Genomic DNA, 24,470 nt, shown 5'->3' with positions numbered 1-24,470 from the left:
AAGCCGGGACGAGCGGACATTAGGGGTGAAATCATGCGTTCGAAGATCCTTGGCCTGCTGGCCGCCACCGCTCTGACCGCCCTGGCCGGGGCCGCCTCGGCCGCGCCGCTGTTGGCCCCGGTGTTCACCGACCACGCCGTACTGCAGCGCGGCCAGCCCATCCGGGTGTGGGGCGCGGCCAAGGCCGGCGAGGCGGTCGAGCTTTCGCTGGGCGAGACCAAGACCAGCGCCACGGCCGACGCCCAGGGCCGCTGGTCGGCGACCCTGCCGGCCCGGGAGCCGGGCGAGCCCCTGACCCTGACGGTCCAGGCCGGCGGCGAGCGCCAGACGATCTCGGACCTGCTGGTCGGCGACGTCTGGCTGTGCTCGGGCCAGTCGAACATGGAATATCCGCTGCGCCGGTCCCTGGGTGGCGAGGCCGAGGCGGCCAATTCGGCCGACCCGAACATCCGCCTGCTGCAGACCGGCCGCGTCAGCCTGCCCGAGCCGACGACGGCCTTGCCCAAGGAAGCGGTTTGGCGTCCAGCCACGCCGGAGTCGGCCAACAATTTCAGCGCCGCCTGCTTCTTCATGGGCCGCGAGATCAAGAAGACCACCGGCGCGCCGGTCGGCCTGATCGACGCCACCTGGGGCGGTTCGGTGATCCAGGACTGGATCAGCCGCGAGGGCCTGCACGCCCTGGGCGGCTATGACGAGGGCCTGCAGCTGCTGGCTGAGTACGCCAAGTCTCCGGACGTCGGCATGGCCCAGTGGAGCGCCATGCTCGACCGCTGGGCGGCCAAGGCCCAGCCCCAGTCGGCCGCCTGGAGCCGGCCGGACTTCGACGACCGGGCATGGAATACCATGCCGGCCGAACAGTTGTGGGAGACCAATCCCGGCCTGGAGACCTTCGACGGCACGATCTGGTTGCGCGCCACGATCACCCTGACCGCCCAGCAGGCCAAGCAGGGCGCGACCCTGTTGCTGGGACCGATCGACGATATGGACACCACCTTCGTCAACGGTCGCGCGATGGGTACGACGCAGGGCTGGAACAAGCCGCGTGAGTACAAGATCGCGCCCGGTGGACTGAAGGCCGGTCCCAACCTGATCGCGGTGCGGGCCATCGACACCGGCGGCGGCGGCGGCGCCTGGGGCCCGGCCGCCGAGAAGGGGCTGAAGCTGGACGACGGCGCTTTCGTCCCGCTGGGCGGAACCTGGCGCTACAGGATCGCGGAATCCATCGCCCACAGCGGCCTGCCGCCCACGGCCTCTTGGGTCGGGTCGAGCGGCCTGTCGACCCTGCGCAACGGCATGATCGCGCCGCTGGCGCCGTATGGCCTGAAGGGCTTCGCCTGGTATCAAGGCGAGGCCAATGTCGCCGAGCCCCAGAACTACCAGCGCCTGCTGGCCGCCCTGGTCGGCGACTGGCGCCGGTCGTTCGGCGGGCCTGACCTGCCGTTCCTGGTGGTGCAGCTGGCCGATTTCGGACCGCGTCAGACCCGTCCGGTGGAATCGGGCTGGGCCGGGGTGCGCGACGCCGAACGCCGTGTGGCCGCCGCCGATCCCAAGGTCGGCCTGGCCTCGGCCGTCGACATCGGCGACGTCTACGACATCCATCCGGCCAACAAGCAGCAGGTCGGCCATCGCCTGGCCCTGCAAGCCCGCAAGCTGGCCTATGGCGAGACGACCCTGGTGGCCGCCGGCCCGGCCCCGCTGTCGGCGACGCTGTCCGGCGGGATGGTGGTCGTGCGGCTGGACCAGCCGGCGGTGGTGCAGGCCGACGCCCGGCCGGTCGGCTTCGAGCTGTGCGATGCGGCCGGCGCCTGCCGCTTCGTCGACGCGGCCCTGGCCGGCGACCAGGTCCGGCTGGCGGTCCCCGCCGGCTTCACGCCGGTCAAGGTCCGCTTCGCCTGGGCCGACAGCCCGATCCTCAACCTGTACGGCGCGACCGGCCTGCCGGCGACGCCGTTCGAACTGGCGATCGCGCCGTAGGCGGACGGGCGTGGACATCGCGCGCCGTTAACCGGCAACCCCTGGCGCTCGACGGCATTGTGTTGCGTCGAGGAGACCGCCGAGCGCCCGACGCCGCGTACCAGGAACTGGCCAAGCCATGGGAAGCCGTGTTCGGCGAGCAGCCGCCGGTCGTCGCCGAGCCGGGCCTGACGGCGCGGATCCTGGTCTCCTGCCTGCCGCCCGCCGAGCCGTACAGCTTCGCCGCCAGGGACGGGATCGAGGGTTAGGATGACCCGCCCGCCCGGCCGACGTTCAGAATGAGGTCAGCCCCCGAACCGTTGTCATCCCGGAAGCCTCGCAGAGGCTGTCCGGGACGCAGGGGACTGGGCTGATGCCTTGCGGCTGTCCTGGGTCCCGGACAAGCGCTGCGCGCTTTCCGGGATGACAACGGATTTGAGGCAGGCCTCGCTCGAGTCCGCGCCTAGACCGCCAGCGCCTTGAGCCGCTCGCGCAGGTCGCCCAGTTCGTCCAGCTGAAGGTTCAGCTTGCAGAACAGCTGCTCGGGCACGGCTTTGGCCTTGTCGCGCAGGGCGGCGCCGGCCTCGGTGAGGGTGACGACCACCCGGCGCTCGTCCCGCGGGTCGCGGGTCCGCGCCACCAGGCCCTGGGTCTCCAGGCGCTTGAGCAGCGGGGTCAGGGTGCTGGACTCCAGGTCCAGCGCCTCGCCCAGGGCGCCGACGGTGCGCGGGCTGGCCTCCCACAGCACCAGCATGGCCAGGTACTGCGGATAGGTCAGGCCCAGCGCGTCCAGCATTGGCCGGTAGAGCCGGGTAACCCGGTTGGCGGCCCCGTAGAGGGCGAAGCACAGCTGGCGGTCGAGGCGCAGGGCCTCGACCGGTTCGCCGCTCGTCTTGTTGGTCTTGGCGCTCATGCGGCCCTTGTGGTGATCGCGACGTCGACATTGCCGCGCGTGGCGTTGGAATAGGGACAGACCTTGTGCGCCGTCGCAACCAGGGCTTCGGCCTCGTCCTGGGTCAGGCCCTGGGTTTCGACCTCCAGCGCCACTTCCAGCTTGAAGCCGACCTCCAGCGGGGCCAGGCCGACGACGCCGGTCACGGTCGAGCCGGTCAGGCCGATCTTCTGCTGGCGGGCCACGAAGGCCATGGCGCTCTGGAAGCAGGCGGCGTAGCCGGCCGCGAACAGCTGCTCGGGATTGGTCCCCTGGCCGTTGCCGCCCAGCGCCTTGGGCAGGGCCAGCTGCACGTCCAGCAGGCCGTCGTCGCTGCGGGCCTTGCCTTCGCGGCCGCCGGTGGCCGTGGCGCGGGTTTGGTAGAGGGTGGTCATCGGATGCCTCCTTGGCGTTGTTTGATGTGAACGATTTAATCGTGCACGATATAATGGCAAGAGGCGCGGCGAGATTTTTTATCGTGCGCGATCTATCGGATTGGCCGCGCTACCCGGCTGGAGCCTTCGCGGCGCTGACCAACGCCCCCAGCGCCTCCATCGTCGTGAGGTCGCCGAGCAACTGCCGCACGATGCTCAGCGTGTCGGAATAGATCCGTTCGCAGACCAGGGTCTCGCCTTCGAACAGGAAGAAGGCGGCCATCTGGCAACTGAACGGGCGGCCGGTGGCGGGCAGGGGGCCGAGGGGGCCCAGCTGCGTGCCCTCGAGGATGAATTCCACCACGATCCCGTCGTCGATATGACGCAGGGACAGCAGGGTGTTGCGCTGGTCGGGAAAGGTCTGGCGTGAGCTTTTGTAATAGCGCTCGACTTCGGGCCGGCCGTCGTGGATCGCGCCGGTGGCGATGATCTCATAGTGGGGGTGAGGAAAGGTCGCCAACACCTTGTCCCAGGCGTGGTCGATCTCGTCGGCCATGTGCTCACGCACGATCGTCTCGCGCCGGGCGCGCAGTTCGTCCTGGGTCATGATCGGTCCTCCCGTCGCTCTTCGGCGGCGTCGAAGACAGTAGAACCGTCAGGTCCCGACTTGGGAAGCCTCTACGCCGCCCAGGCGGCCGCGAAGCGCTTCAGCTGCGAGCGGGCGGCGCTTTCGGCGCCGTCGCCGAGGGCTTCCAGGCGCAGGAACAGGTCGCCGGCCCGATGCGGGCCGCGGGCGGGCAGACCTTGGCCGGGCAGGCGGACCAGGCCGCGGGCGGCGGCCTTGGTCGAGATCCACACCAGGCGCGGGCCCAGGGCGGTGGCGACCTCGATCCGGCCGGCCTCGGCCAGGGCGCGGGCGTCCAGCCGCGCGGTCAGCCACAGGTCGTCGCCGCGCACCAGGGCGTCGGGATCGTGGTTGAGCGCGACGCGGAAGGTGACGTTCTCGACCCGCACCTTGTCGCCCTCGCGCAGGCCGGCCGGCAGGGTCAGTCGCAGCTTGCGGCCGTCGAGCGCCAGCTCCAGCGCGCCGCCGGCGAAGGCCAGGGCTGTGTCGATGCGCAGGGTGGCCTGCTCGACCCGGGCGGGCTCGGCGACGGCGGGCGGAAAGTGTATCTGGCGGACCGGGGCGTCCTGCAGCAGGCGATAGGCGGCCAGCACCTCGCGGAACAGGGCCGCGTCGCCGCCGGGCCGGTCGGGGTGGGCGCGCTTGGCGGCCTCGCGATAGGCGGCCCGCAGCTCGCGCTCGTCGGCGCCGGGGGCGACGCCGAGAATGGCGCGGGCGGCCTGAAGGCTTAAAACGGAAGAAGCGCCGGCGGTCATGCCGCCGACCCTGCCGCCGTTTGGTCAACGGGGCGTTAAGTTAACGAATCTGGCCGCTCAGCAGCCAGACCAGGCCGAACACCCCGAACACCCCGGCCGCGAAGACGATCACCGCCCACGAGCCGCTCTTGCGATGCCAGGTGACCGGCTCATCGACGTCGGGGCCCTCGACCCGCGCCCGCTCGGCGGCCTTGGCCCGCACGCGCCAGAGGTTCCAGGCCCCGGCCGCGAACAGGAACAGGCCGCCGGCCGCCAGGATGATCCAGTCCTGGACGTCGTCGCCCTTCCACTTGACCGCCTCGCCATAGCCGATCCACAGGCCGGCCGCGCACCACAGCGCCAGGGGGATCCAGGCCAGTCGCGCCCGCGTGCCGAGTTTCATGGGGTGTCCTTCATGTCGCGCGGCAGATGCGCGCGACCGGCCATCCGCGTCAAGCGTGGCCCGCCGCGCCGCCGTGCCCTATATCCATTCCATGACCGACGCGCCCCTGATCCCCGCCTCGCCGTCCGAGGACGACTATGTCCGCCAGGTGACCGAGGCTGTGCCGCCGCCGCTGCTGCCGGAGGGCGACCCCATCCGCCTGTTCGAGGACTGGCTGGCCGAGGCGGGCAAGGGCGAGCCGAACGATCCCAACGCGGTGGCCCTGTCGACCGTCGACGCCGACGGCCTGCCGGATTCGCGCATGGTGCTGCTCAAGAGCGTCGATGCCCGGGGCTTCGTCTTCTACACCAACACCCAGAGCGCCAAGGGCCAGGAACTGGCCGCCCAGCCCAAGGCGGCCTTGCTGTTCCACTGGAAGTCGCTGCGCCGCCAGGTGCGGGTGCGCGGCGCGGTCGAGCCGGTGACGCAGGCCGAGGCCGACGCCTATTTCGCCAGCCGCGCCCGCCACAGCCAGCTGGGCGCCTGGGCCAGCGACCAGTCGCGGCCGCTGCCCGACCGCCTGGCCCTGGAGCGCCGGGTCGCCGAAATGGCGCTGAAGTTCGGTCTGGGCAAGGTGCCGCGTCCGCCGCACTGGTCCGGCTACCGCGTCGTGCCCCAGATCATAGAATTCTGGCGCGATCGCCCGTTCCGCCTGCACGAGCGACTGGTCTACGAGCGCATGGGCGAGGGCTGGGAGACGAAGCGTTTGTTTCCGTAGGCGCGCGGCTCGGCGGCTCGCCAGCGCTTCAGGTCCGTTTGGCCTTGCTTCGGCCGTTCGGCGTGCGTGCCGGGACTTGCTCCACCGCGCCTGGGTCGATGCGTTTCCGGGGACGGCCGCCCAGCCTTCCGTTCGCCGCCGAGGAGGCGGCCTTGACGGCGCTCTTGGCCTTGCCGCCCTCGCGACCCAGTTGCTGGGCCATCCAGCGCTTGGTTCCGGTCAGGCCCTGAAGCAGGCCGGGAATGTAGATGCTGGCGTCCAGCAGCGGGAAATAGATCGCCGACCCGCGCCCCGAAACCTCGACCTGGGCCAACTGTTCGGGCTTGGCGCCGACCAGCTCCTGGTGCCGCCCGGGGTCGAATATGACCTCCAGCCCATTGTTCATTTCGATCCACACGCGATGGCGCTCGGGCAGGAAGGCGACATTGATGGCGCGGGGGCGGAGCGCGTTTTCCTCGGCGGTGCGCGTCGCGATAGCTTCGAATTCGGCTTCAGAAAGCGCCATGCATCTGTCTCCAGGCCCGGCACAGCATCGCCAGATGGTCGGCGACGAAGGCGATGATCGCGTTCAGCTCCGCGAGGCGATAGCCGTCGACTTCACGAACGCTGACCGGTCCGTGCCGCGCCTCGTCGGCCTCGCGACAGTTCAGCAGCAGGACCGCCTCCGCGTTCACCCCGTTCACGTGCACATGAGAAGGCGCATGATCCTGGGTATAGATCTCTATCCGCGTCCTGCCCGCCTTGTCCGGGTATCGCAGCAAGGTGGGCATGGGGTTCCTTCTAGCAGAAACCTAAGCGGTTTGGAAGTTGAACCCGTCACCTACAGGGAAGCGCCGGACGACTTGGCCCCGTACCGCGCCAGGAACGTCTCCACCGCCTCCTCGGCGATGTGCCGCAGGGGGCGGGCCGGCCGGGCCTCGTCGCCGGCCGCCAGGCCCAGCACCAGGGTGGCGTGGTCCAGCATGCCCAGCAGCTGGCCGGCGGCTCCGGCCGGACGGCCGACCGCCAGTTCGCCGGACGCGACCAGTTCCTCGATGATCTGGATCGCCGTTCCGCCCAGGGTCCTGTGGGCGCCCTGCAGGACATGGTCGGCCACGGCCTCGAAACGCCGGCGCTCGCTGGCGACCATCCGGAAGATCGCCCGGGTGGCGGGCTGCGACATGAAGGCGGCGTAGGCCAGGGCCAGGCCGGTCAGGCGCGCGCGGGCGTCGCCCTTGGCCCGCCCGCTGGCGCGCACGGGCTCGGCCATGTGCTCGACGGCGTCATGGACGACCATCTCGAACAGCTTGGCCTTGCTGGGAAAGTAGGCGTACAGCGTCGCCGTGGACACGCCCGCCATCCGGGCCACCGTCTCCATGCCGGCGGCCGAATAGCCTTCGCGCAGAAAGACGCCGCGCGCCGCGGCGAGGATCTCGGTCTTCTTGCGTTCCGACCGATTGAGGACTGCGCCGATCAGCATGTGGTGCGACTCTAGTCAAGGTTATCGCAACCATAGGCGCTCAACCAAAGCGTAAGCAAGCGGCGCGCGCGACGCGGCCTGATCTTTCCGCTATGGGACGCCCGCGCCCGGACTTCTGGCGTGGCTGACGAGGTTGGGGCGTGATCAAGGACGCGGAGACGGTTCGCGAGCAGGAAGTGGCCGCCTGGATGGGCCAGCGGGCCGATCGGGTGATCGAGACGTCCTGCGCCCGGGTGTTCCTGGTCGGCGAGGCGGCCTGGAAGGTCAAGCGCCCGGTCAATTTCGGCTTCCTGGACTACTCGACCCTGGAGCTGCGCCGCTGGTCGCTGGAGCGCGAGCTCAGCTTCAACCGCGCCGCCGCGCCCGACATCTACCGCGCCGTACGGCGCCTGACGCGGACCGACAGCGGCGGGGTCGAGATGGACGGTCCCGGCGAGATCGTCGAGTACCTGCTGGAGATGCGCCGCTTCGACGAGCAGGGCGTGCTGGCCCAGCAGCCCTGGGCCATCGACGATGCGCTTGAGGAGTCGCTGGGCCGCACCATCGCCCAGTTCCACGCCGGGGCGCCGCTGCGGCCGCAGGGCGGCGGGGTGGGGGCCCTGGGCTACACCATCGCCTCCAACGCCAACCTGCTGCGCGGCCTGGCCCCGCGGCTCGGCTCGCTGGCCGTCGAGCGGCTGATCGCCGAGACCGACCTGGCGCTGGAGCGCCTGGGTCCGCTGCTGAACGAACGGGCCGGGCAGGGCTTCGCCCGCCACTGCCACGGCGACCTGCACCTGGGCAACATCCTGGTCGAGGACGGCAAGCCGATCCTGTTCGACTGCATCGAGTTCAACGACTCGCTGTCGGACATCGACATCCAGTACGACCTGGCCTTCCTGCTGATGGACCTGGACTTCCGCCGTCGCCGCGACGCGGCCGGCCGGGTGCTGAACGCCTATCTGGACGAGGCCGCCCGCAGCTTCGGCGAGGGCCTGTGGACGGGCCTGGCCGCCCTGCCGCTGATGCTCAGCGTGCGCGCCGCCGTGCGCACCCACGTCTGGGCCTACAGCAATGACGACGAGGCGGCGCGGGCCTATCTGGCCACGGCGCTGGAGCACCTGGCTCCCAAGCCGGTCAGCCTGGTGGCCACCGGCGGGTTCTCGGGCTCGGGCAAGTCGACCTTCGCCCGGGTCTGCGCGCCTGGCCTGGGGACGGCCCCCGGGGCGGTGGTCCTGCGCACCGACGAGATCCGCAAGCGCCTGTGCGGCGTGCCCTCGCTGCAACGCCTGCCCAAGGAGGCCTACACGCCGGAAATGAGCGAGCGGGTCTATGGCGAGCTGTTCCGCGACGCGGCCCTGACCCTGGCCGCCGGCCGCTCGGTGGTGGTCGACGCGGTGTTCCTCAAGCCCGAGCAGCGGACCCGCGCCGAGGCCCTGGCGCGCGAGGCCGACGTGGCCTTCCAGGGCGTCTGGCTGGAAGCCCCGCCCGAAGTGCTGCGCGCCCGCGTCGCCGCCCGGGTCAACGACGCCTCGGACGCCGACGTGGCCGTGCTGGAAAGCCAACTGGCCCGCGACACCGGCCAGATCGCCTGGCGGCGGGTCGACACCGTCAGCGCCTTCGAGGACGAGGCCCGGGCGCTGGCGGAGACGATGGGGTAGGGGACGGCCGCTTCATCGCCGCCCGCCGAATTTCGGGCGCCGTGATCCTGAAGGTCAGCTTGCCGGCGTGAAGAGTAGGGTGAGTTTCGACCATTGCTGACACCCAGTGGGTCCGCCTCGTCGATGATCCCTATTCATTCCGGCTTGAGTGGCGAAGCTCGCCGAGGCTACTTAGATTTCCACCATGCCCTCGGTGCGACGCAAAGGTCGAGCTTCTACCACGTCCCGGACCGGCGTCTTTTGGGCGTTGCTCGGTGCCTTGCTGGTCATCATGGGCGTGGCCACACCCGGCCCCACCGCCGCCCGCCCAGCCGTCGAATATTGCGTCCCCGGCCGAACCGCGGCCGAAACTGGTGCTCCCCGAAATTTTGTATCGGCCGCACCGCAACAGGCCCGCGTCGACAACGCCAGCGGGGTTGCCGCGCCTCACGCAGCGGCGATTTCGCCTTCGGGGCACGACAGCGGCTCGGCGTTGACTGCCCGCGAGCAGATCTACGGCCCAACCGCCTCAAGCGATCCTCAAAGCCTGCCCTGCCGAGCCTACGATCCGACCGGCCCACCCAAGACCGATCTATCCCAGCCCGCCTGACCCTTCGCGGTCTTTTCGAAGCTCCCGTTCGACCTATGGCCGGACGGGCAGAGCCTGGGTGCATCCATGGTCAATTTCATAGTCGCCGTCGTCGCCATCCTGGCCACGGCGCCGTTGACGATCTGGGGCGTTCGCTGCGCCAGAAAATATCGCCGCACGGCAAGCGCCGCAGTGTCTCTGCTTCTGATGTTTGGCTTGAACATGAAAGTGGATCCACCGCCTCCGCCCCAAACCGAGACGGCGCGGCGTGAAGAGGAAGAGGCCAAGGACGACGAGCCGAAATGAAATCGACTCGCGTGTGACGGCTTCGGTCTGCGGTTCACGGCGTCGGCTCTCGGATGCCGACGCCTCTCAAACCCAGCGCGACACCCTGCGCCGGAATGAGCGGGTGTGGACCAATCCCTACGACCGCGCCGCCTCCGCGCACCGCCCTGTCTCGCCCCGAACCGCGCCGTCGATCGCCGCCAGCAGGTCCAGCGGCCGCACCGGCTTGCCCAGGTGGTCGTCGAAACCCAGGGCCAGGAAGCGCTCGCGGTCGCCGGACATGGCCGAGGCGGTCAGGGCGATCACCGGCGTCGACGGATCGCCGGCCGCGCCGGCCCGGATCGCCGCCAGGGCGGTGATGCCGTCCATCACCGGCATGTTGATGTCCATCAGCACCGCGTCGAAGGCGCCGACCTTGAGGGCCTCCAGGGCCGCCCGGCCGTCGTCGACGATGGTCAGGGCCACGCCGGCCGCCTCGAGCATGGCCCGCACCACGATCTGGTTGATGGCGTTGTCCTCGGCCACCAGCACCCGCAGGGCGTCGAGGCCCGCGCCGGCCTCGTCATCAGGTTCCGGCTCGGCCGCGACCGGCGGCGCGGCGGCCGGCGCGGCGGCCAGGGTGAACAGGAAGGCGGCGCCGGCGGCCGGCTCCAGCACCAGGTCGCCGCCCATCTGGCGGGCCAGGGCGCGCGAGATGGTCAGGCCCAGTCCGGTGCCGCCATGGCTGCGCGAGACGGCGTTGTCGGCCTGGGTGAAGCTGTCGAAGATGCGCTCATGGAAGGCCGCCGGCACCCCGACGCCGGTGTCGACCACCCGCAGGTGAAGGTCGCGCAGACCGTCGGGCCGCGCGGTCGCGGGGCCGGTCAGCTGCAGGGTGACGCCGCCGGCGCCGGTGAATTTCAGGCCGTTGGAGATCAGGTTCATCAGCACCTGGCGGATGCGCAACGGGTCGGCCAGGATCCAGGCGGGCGCCTGCGGATCGATCTCGACCTTCAGCCACAGGCCCTTCTCGGCGGCCGCGTCGCGCCAGGCGTCGCCGGCCGCCCGGAGCAGGTCGTGCAGGTTGACGGCGACCAGCTCCAGGTCGACCCGGCCGGCCTCGATCTTCGACAGGTCGAGCACGTCGTTGAGCACCTGCATCAGGGTGTCGCCGGACTTGATCATCAGCCGCACATGCTCGCGCTGGGCGGCGTCGAGCGGGGAGCGATCCAGGGCGTGGGCCATGCCCAGCAGGCCGTTCATCGGCGTGCGCAGCTCGTGGCTGGTGACGGCGACGAAGGTCGACTTGGCGCGGTTGGCGTCCTCCGCCCGCTCGCGCTCCTCGCGCAGGCCGCGGGTCAGCTCGTCCATGCGGCGGGCCGCCGCGCGATTGGTCAGCATGACGCCGATGGTGGTCAGCACCACCAGCATCAGGCTCCAGCGCGCGGTCTCGGGCCCGATGCCCGACAGGTGGAGGAAGGCCGTCGGAAACAGGATCAGGCTGGCCAGGGGTGGGGCGGCGCTGATCGCCAGCAGGATCGCCGGCTGGTGGCGGAAGTTCTGGGTGTAGATGATCTGGCCGGCCCAGACGCCGACCGCCGCCAGCTTGAAGTCGGCCTCCTGCGACAGCCACAGCACCGCGCCCAGCCCGGCCCAGGTCAGGTTGATCGGCAGGGCGGCCAGGACGAAGCCGGCGCGCAGGCTGCGCGGCGCGGAGACGCCGGGCTTGAACCGAGCGGTCACCAGCCGCGCCAGGCCCTCGCCCAGCAGCAGGAGCACCAGCCACGACAAGGCCAGGCCCAGGCTCAGGGCGTGGGCGGCCCCCGCCGTCACCAGGGCGGCCGGGATCAGGCGCGAGGGCAGCAGCCGATGGGTGTCGAGCGCCACCTCGTCCAGCCGATCGTCGGCCCACGGGGACCAGGAAGAAGCAAACCTTCGCACGTGATACGGTCCCGTTCGTCGATCGACGTTTTCTGATCCTCAGGCTAACCGATCGCCGTTCCCAGGGCTTGAACGCGCGCTGCGGCTGATCAGCGCGGTCAGACTCGTCCTAAGGTTCGCCTGGGGCGGGCGCCGCGTTGCCAGGCGGCGGCCGCCCCGCTAGCCTCGCCTGAACAACGATAACGGACCGGGAGAGCGTGGCCGATGCAGGGCTTGATGCAGCACGGGGCCTTGACGGTCGACAAGATCATCGACCACGCCGCCCAGTGGCACGGCGCGCGCGAAGTCGTCAGCCGCTCGGTCGAGGGGCCGATCGTTCGCACCACCTACGCCGCGATCCACGAGCGCGCCAAGCGGGTGTCCAACGCCCTGCTGGCCCTGGGGATCAAGCCGGGCGACCGGGTGGGCACCCTGGCCTGGAACACCGCTCGGCACATGGAGGCCTGGTACGGGATCATGGGCATCGGCGCGGTGTGCCACACCCTGAATCCCCGCCTGTTTCCCGAGCAGATCGCCTGGATCGCCAACCACGCCGGCGACCGCGTGATCTTCGTCGACCTGACCTTCATGCCGATCATCGCCGGCGTCCTGCAGCACCTGCCCAGCGTCGAGCACGTGGTGCTGTTCACCGACCGCGACCACATGCCCGCCGATTTCCGGCCGACCGGCGAGACGCCCAACTTCAAGGGCCTGCTGTGCTTCGAGGACCTGGTCGAGCAGCACCACGCCGACTGCGCCTGGGGCGGCTTCGACGAGGGCACGGCGGCCGGGCTCTGCTACACCTCGGGCACGACGGGCGACCCCAAGGGCGTGCTCTATTCGCACCGCTCCAACGTGCTGCACACCCTGATCACCCTGCAGCCGGACGTGATGGGCCTGTCGCAGAAGGACGTGATCCTGCCTGTGGTGCCGATGTTCCACGCCAACGCCTGGGGCGTGGCGTTCTCGGCCCCCGGGACCGGGGCCAAGATGGTGATGCCCGGCGCCAGGATGGACGGGGCTTCGATCTACGAACTTCTGGACAGCGAAGGCGTCACCTTCTCGGCCGCCGTGCCGACCGTCTGGCAAATGCTGCTGCAGCACCTGAAGGAGACGGGCGCGAAGCTGCCGGTGTTGCGCAAGGTGGTGATCGGCGGGGCGGCCTGTCCCGAGCACATCATCCGCGCCTTCCACGACGACTACGACGTCGAGGTGGTCCACGCCTGGGGCATGACCGAGACCTCGCCGGTGGGCACGCTGTCGGTGATGACCGACGCGCTGGAAAAGCTGCCCTACGACCAGCAGATGCCCTATCGGCTCAAGCAGGGCCGGCCGCCGCTGGGGGTGGAGCTGAAGCTGACCGACGACGCCGGCCGGCGCCTGCCGCACGACGGCAAGAGCTTCGGCAACCTGAAGATCAAGGGCCCGATCATCGCCGCCGAATACTTCCGCGGCGCGGGCGGCAGGATCCTCGACGACGAAGGCTTCTTCGACACGGGCGACGTGGCGACGATCGACGACCACGGCTTCATGCAGATCACCGACCGGGCCAAGGACGTGGTCAAGTCCGGCGGCGAGTGGATCAGCACCATCGACATCGAGAACATCGCCCTGGGCCATCCCAAGGCGGCGATGACGGCGGTGATCGGCGTGCCGCACCCCAAGTGGGACGAGCGGCCGATCCTGCTGGTCAAGCTGAAGGACGGCGAGACCGCCACCAAGCAGGAATTCCTCGACTTCCTGCACGGCAAGATCGCCAAGTGGTGGACGCCCGACGATGTCGTCTTCGTCGACGACATCCCGTTGGGCGCGACCGGCAAGATCGACAAGAAGCTGATCCGCCAGCGGATGAAGGACTACGCGCTGCCGGCCCTGGCCGTCGCGGGCGCCGCCGAGGCCATTGGGGATCCCGACCCGGAGCCCGAGCCGCCGGCCGCTATTCTGGCCGCCGCCGACGGGGCGCAGGCCGCGCGGATCTACGCGCCCGAGCCCGAGGATCCGCTGTCGGAGCCGCCGCCGCTGGCCGAGCCGCGGGTGGTCGAGGCCCTGGCCCATGCCGACGCCGAGCCCCTTTTGGAGTCTGACGACCAGGAAGCGCGGTTCCCCCTGGATCCGCTGGAGACTCCCGACGCCGCGCCGCCCCTGGGGCCGGTGCCAGAGGAGGCCTTCCACGCCGAGCCGGTGTTCGTCGCCGAACAGGCGCCGCTGGTCCTGCCCGCCGATCGCCAGGAGGACGGCGGCAAGGCCAGGGCCGAAAAGGCGGTCCCGCCCAAGGGCGGCGTCGCCTCGCGCCTGCTTGACGGGGCGGTCCTGGTCGCCCTGGCGCCGGCCGTGCTGGTGGCGGTCGCCGCACTGGGGGTGAAGCTCGGCCTGCTGCCCCAGGGGCTCGGCTACGACCGGATGACCTTGGACTGGGCCCCCAAGGCCGCCGTGCTGGGCGTCGCCACCGGCGTGGCGGGCCTGTTCGTCGCGGTGTTCGGCGGCTTCGCCCGGCACTGGAAGAAGGCCCTGGGGGCGGTGGCGATCACCGTCGTCACCCTGGCGGCCATGGTCGCGGCCAATCTCGTCGGCGGCCGCGCGCCGCCGGTCCACGACGTCGCCACCGACTGGACGACGCCGCTGACGCTGTCCGACGCCGGCCTGGCCGCCCGGGGCGCCGGCGCCCCGCCGATCGAGGCCGATCCCAGCCTGCCGATCGGGTCGCTGAGCTTCGCCGGCCGCCGCGTCGCCGACGTCAACGCCGAGACCTGCCCGGCCGCCCGGCCGCTGGTCCTGGCGCGCCAGCCCGCCGACGCCTACGACGCGGCCAAGGCGGCGGTCCAGGCCGCGGGCCTGTCGATCGTCACCGACGACCCGGCGGACGGTCGCCTGGAGGCCACGGGCCGGACCTTCTGGTTCGGACTGAAGGACGACCTGATCGTGCGGGTGCGCCCCGACGCCGCCGGCGCCCGGGTCGACCTGCGCTCGGTCGGCCGCAAGGCCGGCGGCGACCTGGGCCGTAACTGCCGCCGGGTGGGGGATCTGCTGGCGGCGGTGAAAGGGTAGGGCTGCGCACTTGCCCCCTACTGGCCTTCGGCCGGTTTCCCCCAAAGGGGGAAGAGCCTAAACGCGAAGGCTCCGCCCCCTGGGGGCGGACAGACCGCGCAGCGGTCAGGTGGGGGCAAGTGCTCAGGCCAGCCGGTAGACGCTGTCCAGCCCCGCCACGCCCTCGCACGCCACCCGGCCCTGCTTCGCCAGCAGCAGCACATGCGCCAGCACCGACATGGCGGCGGCCGGGTGCAGGCGGGGATCGACGGCGGCGTAGAGCGTGGGGACCATGGCCTTGATCGTGGTCGGCCCCGCCGCCAGGGCCGCCAGCACCTGGGCCTCGCGCGCCCGGCGATGGTCGGCATAGGCCTGGAGGAACGGGTCCACGTCGCGAACCGGCGCGCCGTGGGTGGGCCACAGGGTGTCGAACCCCTCGGCCCGCACCTTCTCCAGGCTGGCGAAATAGTCGCTCATGTCGCCGTCCGGCGGGGTGATCACCGTGGTCGACCAGCCCATGACATGATCCCCCGAGAACAGGGCGTTCTCCTCCTCCAGCGCGAAGCAGACGTGGTTGGAGGTGTGGCCCGGCGTGGTCACGGCGCGCAGGGTCCAGCCCGGTCCCTCGAAGACGTCGCCGTCGGCGATCTCGACGTCGGGCCGAAAGCCCTGGTCCTCGCCGGCCTCGAGCGCCAGCCCGGGGGCCAGGTCGCGAAGATGCGGCGCGCGACGGCCGAAGATCGTCGCCCCCGTCGCTTTCTGAAGCGGACGCGCGAGGGGAGAGTGGTCGCTGTGGTGGTGGGTGACCAGGATGTGGCTGACCGTCTCGCCCTCCAGCGCCGCCAGCAGCGCCTGGAGATGGCCGTCCAGGTCCGGGCCGGGATCGATCACCGCCACGGTCCCGCGCCCGACGATGTAGGTCCCGGTGCCGACATAGGTGAAGGGGCCGGGATTGTCGGCGATCACCCGGCGGATCGACGGCGAGACCTGGTCGCAGCGGCCGTATTCGAACTCGATCTCGCGGACGAAGGGGATCATGGCGGCCTCTCGGGCGATCGGATGCGGGGCGAGCGCCGCGCCGGCGCCGGTCTTGCGGTAAACGCTTCGTTAACCTCCCGGAGCACGGATCATGACCGCCGACGCAGCGATTTTTGTCTCAAAACGGCTCCAGCGCGCGGCCTTCGCCATCCTGTGTCTCATCGCGGCCCAGTTCGTGCTGGCCAGCTGCGAGCCCGAACCGTCGCCGATGGCGGCCCGGATCGCGCTGAGCCACCGCTACTAGCGACCCGGCGCCCGAATTCGGTCCTAGACGCCCAGCACCCCCGACAGGTCGTAGCCGGCCTCCGCGCCCTGGCGCACCAGGGTGGCGCGGTCGGCCGCGCCCGACGCGGCCTGGCCCAGGGACCAGGTGACGATCGAGCGCGTCCCCGAGCGGCAGAAGGCCAGGACCGGCCCCTCGGCGCCCTCGACCGCGCGCCGCACGGCCTCGACCTGGTCAAGGGTCGGCCCGCCCCGCACCGGAACATGCAGGTAGTCCAGGCCCGCGGCCCGGGCCGCCGCCTCGACCTGGGCGCTGGACGGCTGGCCCGGCTCCTCGTCGTCGGGGCGGTTATTGATCACCAGCACGAAGCCCTCGCCGGCGGCGCGGTCCAGGTCGTCGAGTCCGATCTGGGGGCTGACCGAAAGTGAGTCGGTTACACGTCGGAACGCTGTCATGGGCTTGATCGCTCGCGGAAAGGTGTCGGGGCGCCGCCGAGGCGGAAGGCCTTCATCATCCCGGCACTTGGGCGCCCACGCAACGGTCGGTCCCGGCCAAATGTGTCGGAAATTTGAGCGATACATGGGGAAAATCTCCCGGTAATCGTCAGTGTTCGACATTTGGTACCGATACCGACGCGGTTTCGAGGGGTATTTTCTCGAATGTCAACGGGATGAGGGGCGTTTTGACCGGCAAAATCGGCCGTGTCCATCAGCGACGTCCGTTGGACCGGCTCGGGTGGAATTTGCCTTACAGCCCAAGAGGATACGGCAGGAGAGGGCCGGGTTACCAACCGGTTTGGGGAAAATCTGAGCGGTGTTCGTCGGAAATGAGGCGATCGTGTTGCGATAATGCGACAGCCTGGGGCGATGTTATTACGGATCGGTAATCGGAATTGACCGGCGCGCGGCGCGCCTCCTAACGTCGGCGCAACCGGGGAAATGTTTTCCGGGACACCTAAGTTCTCGTGGTGGAGTTGGGGCGAAAATCCAGACAGACCGAACGTAACGCCCCCGAAAGGGGCGCGTGCGGGCGGTTGGGATGCTTCACCACGCAAGAGGGGATACGATGAAGATGATTTCCACCAAGGGTGGCGCGCGCGCGCGTCTCTTGACGTCGACGCTGCTGGCCGGCCTGGCCACCGTCGCCGCGCCGCTGGCCGTCACCGCGGTCGCCACGGCGATCCCGACCCTGGCCAGCGCCCAGGACTACAGCTCCGGCTCGCTGATCGGCACCGTCAAGGATTCGGCCGGCGTCACCGTTCCGGACGCGACGGTCACCGTGAAGTCGCTGGACCAAGGGTTCACCCGCACCGTCACCACCGACGGCTCGGGCCAGTTCCGCGTTCCCCTGATCCCGATCGGCGGCTATTCGGTCGCGATCGCCAAGGAAGGCTACCAGCCGACCAGCGACGGCAACGTCCGCGTCGCCCTGGGTGGTTCGACCGCCTATTCGTTCACGCTGACGGAAGTCGGCGGCTCGGTCAGCGAAGTGGTCGTCACGGCCACCGCCAACCCGCAACTGGACTTCGCCGCGACGACCAAGGGTCTGACCGTCGACATGGAGACCCTGACCAAGCAGGCGCCGATCGGCCGCTCGCTGACCGCGGTCGTCCAACTGGCTCCGGGCGTCGTCACCGGCTCGGCCGCGCGCGTGGGCACCGCCCCGAGCTCCGCGAACTTCGGCGGCCAACCGTCGGTCGGCGGCGGTTCGGTCGCTGAAAACGCCTTCTACATCAACGGCCTGAACATCACCAACTTCGACAACTACATCGGCGCCGCTGAAGTGCCGTTCGACTTCTACAAGTCGATCGAAGTCAAGACCGGCGGCTACCCCGCCGAGTTCGGCCGCGCCACGGGCGGCGTCATCAACGCCGTCACCAAGTCGGGCTCGAACGACTTCAAGGTCGCTGTGCACGGCAACTTCGAATTCGACGGCCTGCGCGAAGATTCGCCGGACAGCTACATCGTCGCCAACCACCGCAGCGCCCAGTCGAGCAAGAGCGGCACGTTCGAAGTCAGCGGCCCGATCATCAAGGACCACCTGTTCTTCTACGTCCTGAACCAGCAGCGCGACAACTCGCAGTCGACCGCCTTCAAGACCACCGGCCAGTACACCGTCGACAAGTCGAACGATCCGTTCTGGGGCGCCAAGATCGACGGCTACATCACCGACCGCCAGCGCGTCGAACTGACCTACTTCGACACCCAGAAGACCATCGACCGCTCCGCCTATCTGTACAACGGCACGACCGACGTCATCGGCGCCCAGCTGCCGTCGACGGTGTACCGCCAGGGCGGCGTCAACTACGTGGCGCGCTACACCGGCACGTTCACCGACTGGTTCACCCTGTCGGCCGCCTATGGCAAGAACCGTGACTCCAACAGCGTGCTGCCGACCAACACGGTCGATCCGCTGGTGCAGGAAGACTATACGAGCGGCGCCCTCAACGTCCTCAGCAACCAGAAGCAAGGCGCCATCGAAAGCCGCAAGACGCTGCGCGAATTCTACCGCATCGACGGCGACCTCTACTTCAACCTGCTGGGCGACCACCACATCCGTGGCGGCTTCGACCACGAAAAGACCACGCTGAACCACGCCAACATCGACACCGGCCCCGGCGCCACCGGCATCGCCTACATCTACCACCAAGGTGGTCCGGGCGACGCTCTGGAAGTGCCTACCGGCGTGAACTACGTGGAAATCTCGACGAACCGCTTCGGCGGCGCGCCCGTCCACGGCATCAACGAAGCCTGGTACGTCCAGGACGCCTGGGACATCACGCCGAACCTGAGCCTGCAACTGGGCATCCGCAACGACAAGTTCACCCTGGACAACCTCCTGGGCGAAACGGTCCTGAACCTGAAGAACAACTGGGGCCCCCGCGTCGGCCTGACCTGGGATCCGGTCGGCGAAGGCAAGGACAAGGTCTCGGCCTCGTTCGGCCGCTACTACATCCCGCCGGCCTCGAACCTCAGCTATCGCGGCGCCGATCTGGGCTACAGCACCTTCTTCTACGCGCCGGGCTACACGGTCGGTTCGGGTGACACCGCGGCCAACTTCACCCGTGGCGGCAACGCGGCTCCGACCGCGCTGGGCACCCAGATCACGATGACGACCAACCCGACGGTTGATCCGGGCTTCCTGGTCCGCTGCCCGAACTCGGTCGTCGCGGGCACTCCGAACGTCGCCGGCTGTAACGTGCCGTTCGGCCTCGGCGTCGCCGAGCCGGCCTATTCCAAGGCTCAGCAAGGCATCAAGGCTTCGCAGGAAGATGAGTACACTGTCGGCTACGAGCGTCAGTTCAACGACCTGTGGAAGGGCGGCGTCAACCTGACCTATCGCAAGCTGAACCGGGTCTCGGAAGACACCACGCTCGACCCGTTCGTCATCAAGTGGTGCGCCTCGCACGTGACGGGGGCGACGCTGGACGCCTGTAACACGATCTGGGGCGCCAACTCCTGGCAGTACATCGTCTTCAACCCGGGCACGGACCTGACAATCAATCTGCGTCAGCCTGATCCGCTGGTCTTCGACGCCGCGACGGTCGCCGCGGCCGCCGCCCTGCCCAAGCAACTGACCTTCACGAAGGCCGACCTGGGCATGCCGGCCCCGAAGCGCGAATATATCGCGCTGGAATTCACCTTCGAGCGTGCGTTCGACGGCAAGTGGGGCCTGAAGGGGTCGTACACCCTGTCGGAAAGCAAGGGTAACTACGAAGGCACCGTCCTGTCGGACAACGCCCAGGCCGACGCTGGTTCGACCGTGCTGTACGACTTCGTCGGTCTGACCGACTATCAGTACGGCCTGCTGCCGAACCACCACGCCCACCAGTTCAAGGTGTTCGGCTCCTACGCCGTGACCGACAACCTGATGTTCGGCGTGAACGCTCGCGTGATCTCGCCGAAGCACCAGGGCTGCTTTGGTTTGCACCCGACCGACGGTCCGTCGCAGAACTACGCGGCTGCCTCGCGCTGGTGCAAGACGTTCAACTCCAACGGCAGCGTCGCGGTCGGCAGCCACCCGGTTCCGCGCGGTTCGGCCATGGACACCGATTGGGAAACCTCGCTGGATCTGTCCGTCCGTTACACCGTGCCGGACAGCCTGATCCCGATGGGCGGCAACCTGGTGCTGCGCGCCGACCTGTTCAACGTCTTCAACTCGGACGCGGTCACCTCGCGCGAAGAGCGGGGCGAGAGCAATGCCGGCGGTCGTCGCGCCCAGTACGGCTTCCCGATCGCCTATCAACAGCCGCGCTACGCGCGCCTGGGCTTCGACCTGGAGTTCTAGCTCCGGTTCGAACGCGAAACCTGCGAATGGCGGCGGGCTCCTCGGAGCCCGCCGTTTTTCTTTGGGGGGCGTGCAAACGTTGGGAGGCGGTTGGAGCGGACGCCAGCTGCGCCTCCACGCCAGCAGGGCTCCATGCTCGGCGAATAGCGAACAAGATTCCGCGATTTCAAGGTCTTGAACTTTCTCGACCCTTCTTGATCCTCACCCCTCCGGACCACCCGCATACTGCTTGCACCTGAAGGCATGGGGAGGGCGCACGTACGGCGACCGATGCGGCTTTCGGGGGTGGTCGAGCGGGACGTGTCCGTCGGCCGGTTGCGCGGGGCCCGGCGGGCCGGCGCGGAAGGCGGGAGGATCCGGACGGACCTTCGGCTTTCCGGTCGGACGGCGGGACCATCCCCGCGGAGCCGAAAGACGGTCGCCACAGGCGCGGGCTGAAATCGCCCGCGCGGTCCGGAGAGCGCCAACTCTCCGCCCGTCGGGGGCCTCCATCGGAGCGGGTTAAAAATCCGCGACCCGAAGGCTTCCGGATAACGGCCGCGCGAAGCGCCTGCTCTTCGTCGAAACGGTACACACATCAAAGCTACTCCGGGCGAGGCCCGGGCGCTTCGCACCCTTCCCACCAACTCGGCCGCGAAAGGCCGAGGTCGCCGCCTCATGGCTGGGGACAGGCGCATGCGCCTGTCCCCGTCCGCGTCCAAGATCCTCCCCGTGGGAGAGGTGTCGGCGAAGCCAACGGAGAGGGAGTGATCGGCCGATGACCAGATCCTGGACCTACAATCCCGAAACTCCCCCCACCGATCGCTGCGCGATCGCCTCCCCCACAGGGGGAGGACCTTGGTCCCCGAGCGGGCAAGGCGCCAAGAAAAAAGGCCGCCCGGTCGCCCGGACGGCCCTTGGTCTTGCCTGGGAAGCCGAAGCCTACCGCACCGGCGTATCCGCCAGCACCGAGGCCCCGCTGGGCGTCGAGCGCAGGCGGGCCTTGGCCATCTCGTCCAGGATCGACTGCGAGCGCGGGTCGCCCAGCAGCCAGGCCGAGGCGGCCAGGGTGCGCACCGACGTCTCGCTGACGCCCAGCACCTTCTCCAGCGCCTCGAACGGCGAGTTGGAGCCGCCGATCTTCTTGAGCTTCACCTCGCCCTTGATCCCGGCCAGGCTCTTGGCCTTGTCGACGGCCTCGTAGAAGCCGCCCAGCTCGTCGACCAGGCCCAGCTGCTTGGCCTGGACGCCGGTCCACACCCGGCCCTTGGCGATCTCGCGCACCCGCTCCTCGGGCAGCTTGCGGCCCTCGGCGACGCGGTGGACGAAGCCGGCATAGATGCGGTCCATCCAGCCGGCGAACCGGGCCCGCTGGTCGGGGGTGAAGCCCTGGCCCGTGCCGAACGCGCCGGCATAGTCGCCGCCGACATGGACCTGCTTCACGTCGACGCCGAACCGCGCCAGGGCGTCGCCCAGGGCGAACTTGCCGCCGAACACGCCGATCGAGCCGGTCAGGGTGGTGGGCTCGGCGACGATCGCCGAGGCCCCCGAGCTGATCCAGTAGCCGCCGGACGCCGCATAGGTGCCCATGCTGACCACGATCGGCTTATTGGCCTTCTTGGCCGCCTTCACGGCCGCCAGGATCTGTTCGGACGCGGTGTCCGAGCCGCCGGGCGAGGAGACCCGGAAGACGATCGCCTTGACGTCCTTGTCGTCGATGGCGTCGTACAGGGCCTTGGCGACCTGGTCGGAATAGATCGTGCTGTCGCCGCCGAACGGCGAGCCGCCTTCGCCGCTGCCGGTCATGATCGCGCCCTCGGCCGAGACGACGGCGATGGTCGGGCCGGTCTTGGCCGGAGCCTTCTTGGCGCGGGCGGCGTAGTCGTCGAAGTCCAGCAGCTTGGCGCCTTTGCCGGCCCGCGACAGCATGGCGTCCTGGGCGTCCTTGACCTGGCCGACCCGGTCGATCAGGCCCTTGGCCTTGGCCTCCTCGGCGCTGTAGGGACCGGCCTCGATGGTCTTGACCAGGGCGGCCGGGTCGATCTTGCGGTCCTGGGCGGCCGTGGTCAGGGCCGTGGCGTAGACCGAGCCCATCCACGACAGCGTCGATTCGCGGTGGGCCGGGGTGTAGTCGCTATAGAGGTAGGGATTGACCGCGTTCTTGTACTCGTAGCGCTGCTCGTAGTCGGCCTTGACGCCGTACTTGTCGAAGAAGCGCTTGAAGAACATCTCCTCGCTGGCCGCGCCGACGGCCTGCAGCGAGCTGTCGGGCTGCATCCAGAACTCGCTGGCCGCCGAGCCGAGCATGTAGGTCGAGGTCACCAGGCCCGAGGGGTAGAGCCCCTGGCTGTGGGCGAAGATCGGCTTCTTGCCGACCGCGCGGAAGTGCTTGAAGGCCAGGCGCAGCTCGTCCGCCGAGGCCGGGGCCATGCCGCCTTCGGGCAGGCGCACCAGCACCGCCTCGACCTTGTCGTCGGTTTCGGCCCGGCGCAGCGTCTCGATGATCGACATCACCGACTGGCCGCCGCCGCCGCCCAGGGCCGCGAACGGGTTCCGCGGCTCCTGGTCGGACAGGCCGCCGCGCAGGTCCAGCTGCAGCACGGTATGGGTCGGGATCGGGGCGGGACGGGCGGCGCTGGCCGCCATGACGATCAGAAGGAAGGGGACGCCGACCAGGAACAACACCAAGCCGACGAAAACGCCGGCCACGGTCATGAGAAACTGCTTCATCGGACGTCCTGCTGCCTCGTGTCGCGCAAGCTAGTAGCGTCCTTCGCGTCGCGGTCAAATGAACAGCGCGCAACCTGGCTTCCGGCGCCGAGAAGTTGGCGAGCGGCCGCGGCGCGAGGCCCCGGGGCGGGGGCGACGCCACGCGATCGTACCTTGGGAAATTTCGGGAAAGAAATGGTCGGAGTGGCAGGATTTGAACCTGCGACCCCTGCGTCCCGAACGCAGTGCTCTACCAGACTGAGCCACACTCCGACTTGGAGGGCGGCTTATAGACAGGGCTCGCCGGTCTCGCAAGCGGCAAAAATCGCTCCACAAAAAGAAAAACGGCGAAAAAAAAGAAGTTCACAGCAGCGTTGCATCCGTCCGACTCCTGCGCTATCTCCACCGCCTCGCCGGGCCCAGACGGGTCTCGCCGTTCCTGCTGGGGAATGGTGTAATGGTAACACTGCGGTTTTTGGTACCGTCATTCTAGGTTCGAGTCCTAGTTCCCCAGCCAGTTCTTCTTTCCAGATCGACGTCCACCCCGGCGGCCCCACGGCGGGGCGGGCCGGCGAAACGACGCTGCGTCGCAGTTTTCCACAGGAAATGGTCCAGGCGTCCCACGGCCGGCGTTCTCGCCGCGGGCGAGCGCCTGTCGCGCTCGGCGCGCGGGTTCTGGTTTGAAGTTCTTCCAGCGCCTCAAGCCTGGCCTGGGCTTCAAAGGCCAAGGCGGCGTCTGTCCTGATCCGTCCCGCTTCAAATCGCTCCGGCGTAGGCAAGTCTTTGTGTTTTCAAGGACAAGGCGCAGCTTTGACAAGCTTCGGCTTCGAAAAGCGCTGATCTTCGGCTCATCTGGCGACGCTCGAATCATTGCGACGCTGAAACTTTTGTCCCAGCAACGTCGGCCTGACAGCGCTTGTCCGGAACGGAAAAAACAGCTGCCAAGCGCTTCCCATGGTTTAGAATCGCGCCAGGTTTCTCGTTGCTGTTCTCAAGATTCGCTTACCTTAAGGGGGCGGCAAGCACGATTACGCGGATTGAGTACTTGTATTTCGACGGGGCGGGTGTATTTCCAAGTCAAAGAACCACCGGAGAGACACTCGTGGAAGACAAAGCTACCCTGATCGAGCTCACCGCCGAGATCGTTGCCAATTACGTGGCCAATAACAGCACGTCGGTCTCCGATCTGCCGGCCCTGATCCGGGCGACTCACGATGCTCTGGCCGGTATTGGCTCTCCGGAAGCGGCTCCGGTTGAGACCGTTACGAAGGCTACGCCGGCTCAAATCCGTCGCAGCATTACGCCGGACGCCCTGATCAGCTTCGAAGACGGCAAGCCTTACAAGACGCTGAAGCGTCACCTTACGACGCATGGCATGACCGTCGCCGAATACAAGGCCAAGTGGGGCCTGCCGAACGACTATCCCACCACCGCTCCGGCCTATAGCGAAGCCCGCTCGGCCATGGCCAAGGCCCTGGGCCTGGGCCAAGGCGGCCGCAAGGCCAAGGCCCCGCGCGGCCGCAAGGGCTGATCCGTTCTCATAAGATCGGTATCGAGCAAGACCCCCGCCGGCGACGGCGGG

21 protein-coding genes and 2 tRNA genes are annotated in these 24,470 nt (G+C 69.0%); 10 read left to right on the top strand and 13 right to left on the bottom strand.

What is annotated here, in order from left to right; genetic code table 11:
• The first annotated feature begins 33 nt into the window (after positions 1–33).
• Together ACSQ2G_RS03790 and ACSQ2G_RS03785 are read left to right on the top strand one after the other, a co-directional pair.
• Positions 34–1,974, top strand: a complete 1,941-nt coding sequence (locus ACSQ2G_RS03790; protein ID WP_436028405.1) for a sialate O-acetylesterase — start codon at positions 34–36, stop codon at positions 1,972–1,974.
• Between the two features lie 62 nt (positions 1,975–2,036).
• The gene (locus ACSQ2G_RS03785) at positions 2,037–2,222 is read left to right on the top strand and encodes a hypothetical protein (RefSeq protein WP_436028403.1); all 186 of its coding nucleotides are present in this window, start codon (positions 2,037–2,039) and stop codon (positions 2,220–2,222) included.
• 194 nt (positions 2,223–2,416) lie between these two features.
• On the opposite strand, the gene ACSQ2G_RS03780 is transcribed toward ACSQ2G_RS03785, so the two are convergent.
• The 5 genes from ACSQ2G_RS03780 to ACSQ2G_RS03760 form a co-directional block, all read right to left on the bottom strand.
• Positions 2,417–2,866, bottom strand: coding sequence for a MarR family winged helix-turn-helix transcriptional regulator (locus ACSQ2G_RS03780; RefSeq protein ID WP_436028401.1), 450 nt, complete (start codon positions 2,864–2,866; stop codon positions 2,417–2,419).
• The gene (locus ACSQ2G_RS03775; RefSeq protein WP_310085289.1) at positions 2,863–3,279 is read right to left on the bottom strand and encodes an organic hydroperoxide resistance protein; all 417 of its coding nucleotides are present in this window, start codon (positions 3,277–3,279) and stop codon (positions 2,863–2,865) included. Before ACSQ2G_RS03775 ends, ACSQ2G_RS03780 begins: the two co-directional genes overlap by 4 nt.
• Before the next feature lie 109 nt (positions 3,280–3,388).
• Entirely contained in the window at positions 3,389–3,865 is a 477-nt protein-coding gene (locus ACSQ2G_RS03770; protein WP_436028399.1) for an ester cyclase, read from the bottom strand.
• 71 nt (positions 3,866–3,936) lie between these two features.
• Positions 3,937–4,638, bottom strand: coding sequence for a DnaJ domain-containing protein (locus tag ACSQ2G_RS03765; protein WP_436028397.1), 702 nt, complete (start codon positions 4,636–4,638; stop codon positions 3,937–3,939).
• A gap of 40 nt (positions 4,639–4,678) precedes the next feature.
• Positions 4,679–5,020, bottom strand: a complete 342-nt coding sequence (locus ACSQ2G_RS03760) for a hypothetical protein (protein ID WP_436028395.1) — start codon at positions 5,018–5,020, stop codon at positions 4,679–4,681.
• A 91-nt stretch (positions 5,021–5,111) separates the two neighbouring features.
• Here ACSQ2G_RS03760 and pdxH point away from each other — a divergent pair, with 91 nt between their 5' ends.
• A complete protein-coding gene (gene pdxH / locus ACSQ2G_RS03755; protein WP_436028923.1) occupies positions 5,112–5,777 on the top strand; it encodes a pyridoxamine 5'-phosphate oxidase in 666 nt (221 codons plus the stop codon).
• 28 nt (positions 5,778–5,805) lie between these two features.
• Here pdxH and ACSQ2G_RS03750 read toward each other — a convergent pair whose 3' ends face one another.
• Genes ACSQ2G_RS03750 through ACSQ2G_RS03740 form a run of 3 tightly spaced genes read right to left on the bottom strand, consistent with a single transcriptional unit; the run spans position 5,806 to position 7,236 of the window.
• Positions 5,806–6,282, bottom strand: coding sequence for a DUF2442 domain-containing protein (locus ACSQ2G_RS03750; RefSeq protein WP_436028394.1), 477 nt, complete (start codon positions 6,280–6,282; stop codon positions 5,806–5,808).
• Positions 6,269–6,547 (bottom strand): DUF4160 domain-containing protein, encoded by a 279-nt coding sequence (locus ACSQ2G_RS03745; protein WP_436028392.1) that lies wholly within the window; start codon positions 6,545–6,547, stop codon positions 6,269–6,271. Before ACSQ2G_RS03745 ends, ACSQ2G_RS03750 begins: the two co-directional genes overlap by 14 nt.
• Before the next feature lie 50 nt (positions 6,548–6,597).
• Positions 6,598–7,236: a TetR/AcrR family transcriptional regulator gene (locus ACSQ2G_RS03740; protein ID WP_436028390.1), complete on the bottom strand. Its 639-nt coding sequence runs from the start codon at positions 7,234–7,236 to the stop codon at positions 6,598–6,600.
• A gap of 140 nt (positions 7,237–7,376) precedes the next feature.
• On the opposite strand from ACSQ2G_RS03740, the gene ACSQ2G_RS03735 reads away from it, so the two are divergent.
• Positions 7,377–8,876, top strand: a complete 1,500-nt coding sequence (locus tag ACSQ2G_RS03735) for an AAA family ATPase (RefSeq protein ID WP_436028388.1) — start codon at positions 7,377–7,379, stop codon at positions 8,874–8,876.
• Between the two features lie 655 nt (positions 8,877–9,531).
• Entirely contained in the window at positions 9,532–9,750 is a 219-nt protein-coding gene (locus tag ACSQ2G_RS03730; RefSeq protein WP_436028386.1) for a hypothetical protein, read from the top strand.
• A gap of 117 nt (positions 9,751–9,867) precedes the next feature.
• Here the strand turns inward: ACSQ2G_RS03730 and ACSQ2G_RS03725 are convergent, their stop codons facing one another.
• A complete protein-coding gene (locus ACSQ2G_RS03725; RefSeq protein ID WP_436028384.1) occupies positions 9,868–11,649 on the bottom strand; it encodes a response regulator in 1,782 nt (593 codons plus the stop codon).
• 204 nt (positions 11,650–11,853) lie between these two features.
• Here ACSQ2G_RS03725 and ACSQ2G_RS03720 point away from each other — a divergent pair, with 204 nt between their 5' ends.
• Positions 11,854–14,673 (top strand): long-chain-fatty-acid--CoA ligase, encoded by a 2,820-nt coding sequence (locus ACSQ2G_RS03720; protein WP_436028382.1) that lies wholly within the window; start codon positions 11,854–11,856, stop codon positions 14,671–14,673.
• Between the two features lie 123 nt (positions 14,674–14,796).
• Here the strand turns inward: ACSQ2G_RS03720 and ACSQ2G_RS03715 are convergent, their stop codons facing one another.
• Positions 14,797–15,690 carry an MBL fold metallo-hydrolase gene (locus ACSQ2G_RS03715; protein ID WP_436028380.1) on the bottom strand — a complete coding sequence of 298 codons (894 nt, stop codon included), beginning with the start codon at positions 15,688–15,690 and terminating at the stop codon, positions 14,797–14,799.
• 91 nt (positions 15,691–15,781) lie between these two features.
• On the opposite strand from ACSQ2G_RS03715, the gene ACSQ2G_RS03710 reads away from it, so the two are divergent.
• Entirely contained in the window at positions 15,782–15,934 is a 153-nt protein-coding gene (locus ACSQ2G_RS03710; RefSeq protein ID WP_436028378.1) for a hypothetical protein, read from the top strand.
• 23 nt (positions 15,935–15,957) lie between these two features.
• Here ACSQ2G_RS03710 and ACSQ2G_RS03705 read toward each other — a convergent pair whose 3' ends face one another.
• Positions 15,958–16,368: a TIGR01244 family sulfur transferase gene (locus ACSQ2G_RS03705; protein ID WP_436028376.1), complete on the bottom strand. Its 411-nt coding sequence runs from the start codon at positions 16,366–16,368 to the stop codon at positions 15,958–15,960.
• Between the two features lie 610 nt (positions 16,369–16,978).
• Here ACSQ2G_RS03705 and ACSQ2G_RS03700 point away from each other — a divergent pair.
• On the top strand, positions 16,979–20,200 hold the full coding sequence (locus tag ACSQ2G_RS03700) for a TonB-dependent receptor (RefSeq protein ID WP_436028374.1): 3,222 nt from the start codon (positions 16,979–16,981) through the stop codon (positions 20,198–20,200).
• Between the two features lie 921 nt (positions 20,201–21,121).
• On the opposite strand, the gene sppA is transcribed toward ACSQ2G_RS03700, so the two are convergent.
• Complete coding sequence (gene sppA, locus ACSQ2G_RS03695) at positions 21,122–22,909, bottom strand: signal peptide peptidase SppA (protein ID WP_436028372.1); 1,788 nt, start codon at positions 22,907–22,909, stop codon at positions 21,122–21,124.
• A gap of 175 nt (positions 22,910–23,084) precedes the next feature.
• A tRNA-Pro gene (locus ACSQ2G_RS03690) sits at positions 23,085–23,161 on the bottom strand.
• 170 nt (positions 23,162–23,331) lie between these two features.
• Between ACSQ2G_RS03690 and ACSQ2G_RS03685 the strand changes: the two genes are divergently transcribed.
• Together ACSQ2G_RS03685 and ACSQ2G_RS03680 are read left to right on the top strand one after the other, a co-directional pair.
• Positions 23,332–23,405, top strand: a tRNA-Gln gene (locus tag ACSQ2G_RS03685).
• A gap of 585 nt (positions 23,406–23,990) precedes the next feature.
• Entirely contained in the window at positions 23,991–24,419 is a 429-nt protein-coding gene (locus tag ACSQ2G_RS03680) for a MucR family transcriptional regulator (protein ID WP_012285398.1), read from the top strand.
• Positions 24,420–24,470: the final 51 nt, after the last annotated feature.

Origin of the sequence: Caulobacter sp. LjRoot300, from assembly GCF_964253875.1 — a bacterium.
Taxonomy (GTDB): domain Bacteria; phylum Pseudomonadota; class Alphaproteobacteria; order Caulobacterales; family Caulobacteraceae; genus Caulobacter.
The sequence above is the reverse complement of the archived record's forward strand: the minus strand, read 5'-3'. Positions and strand labels throughout refer to the sequence as shown.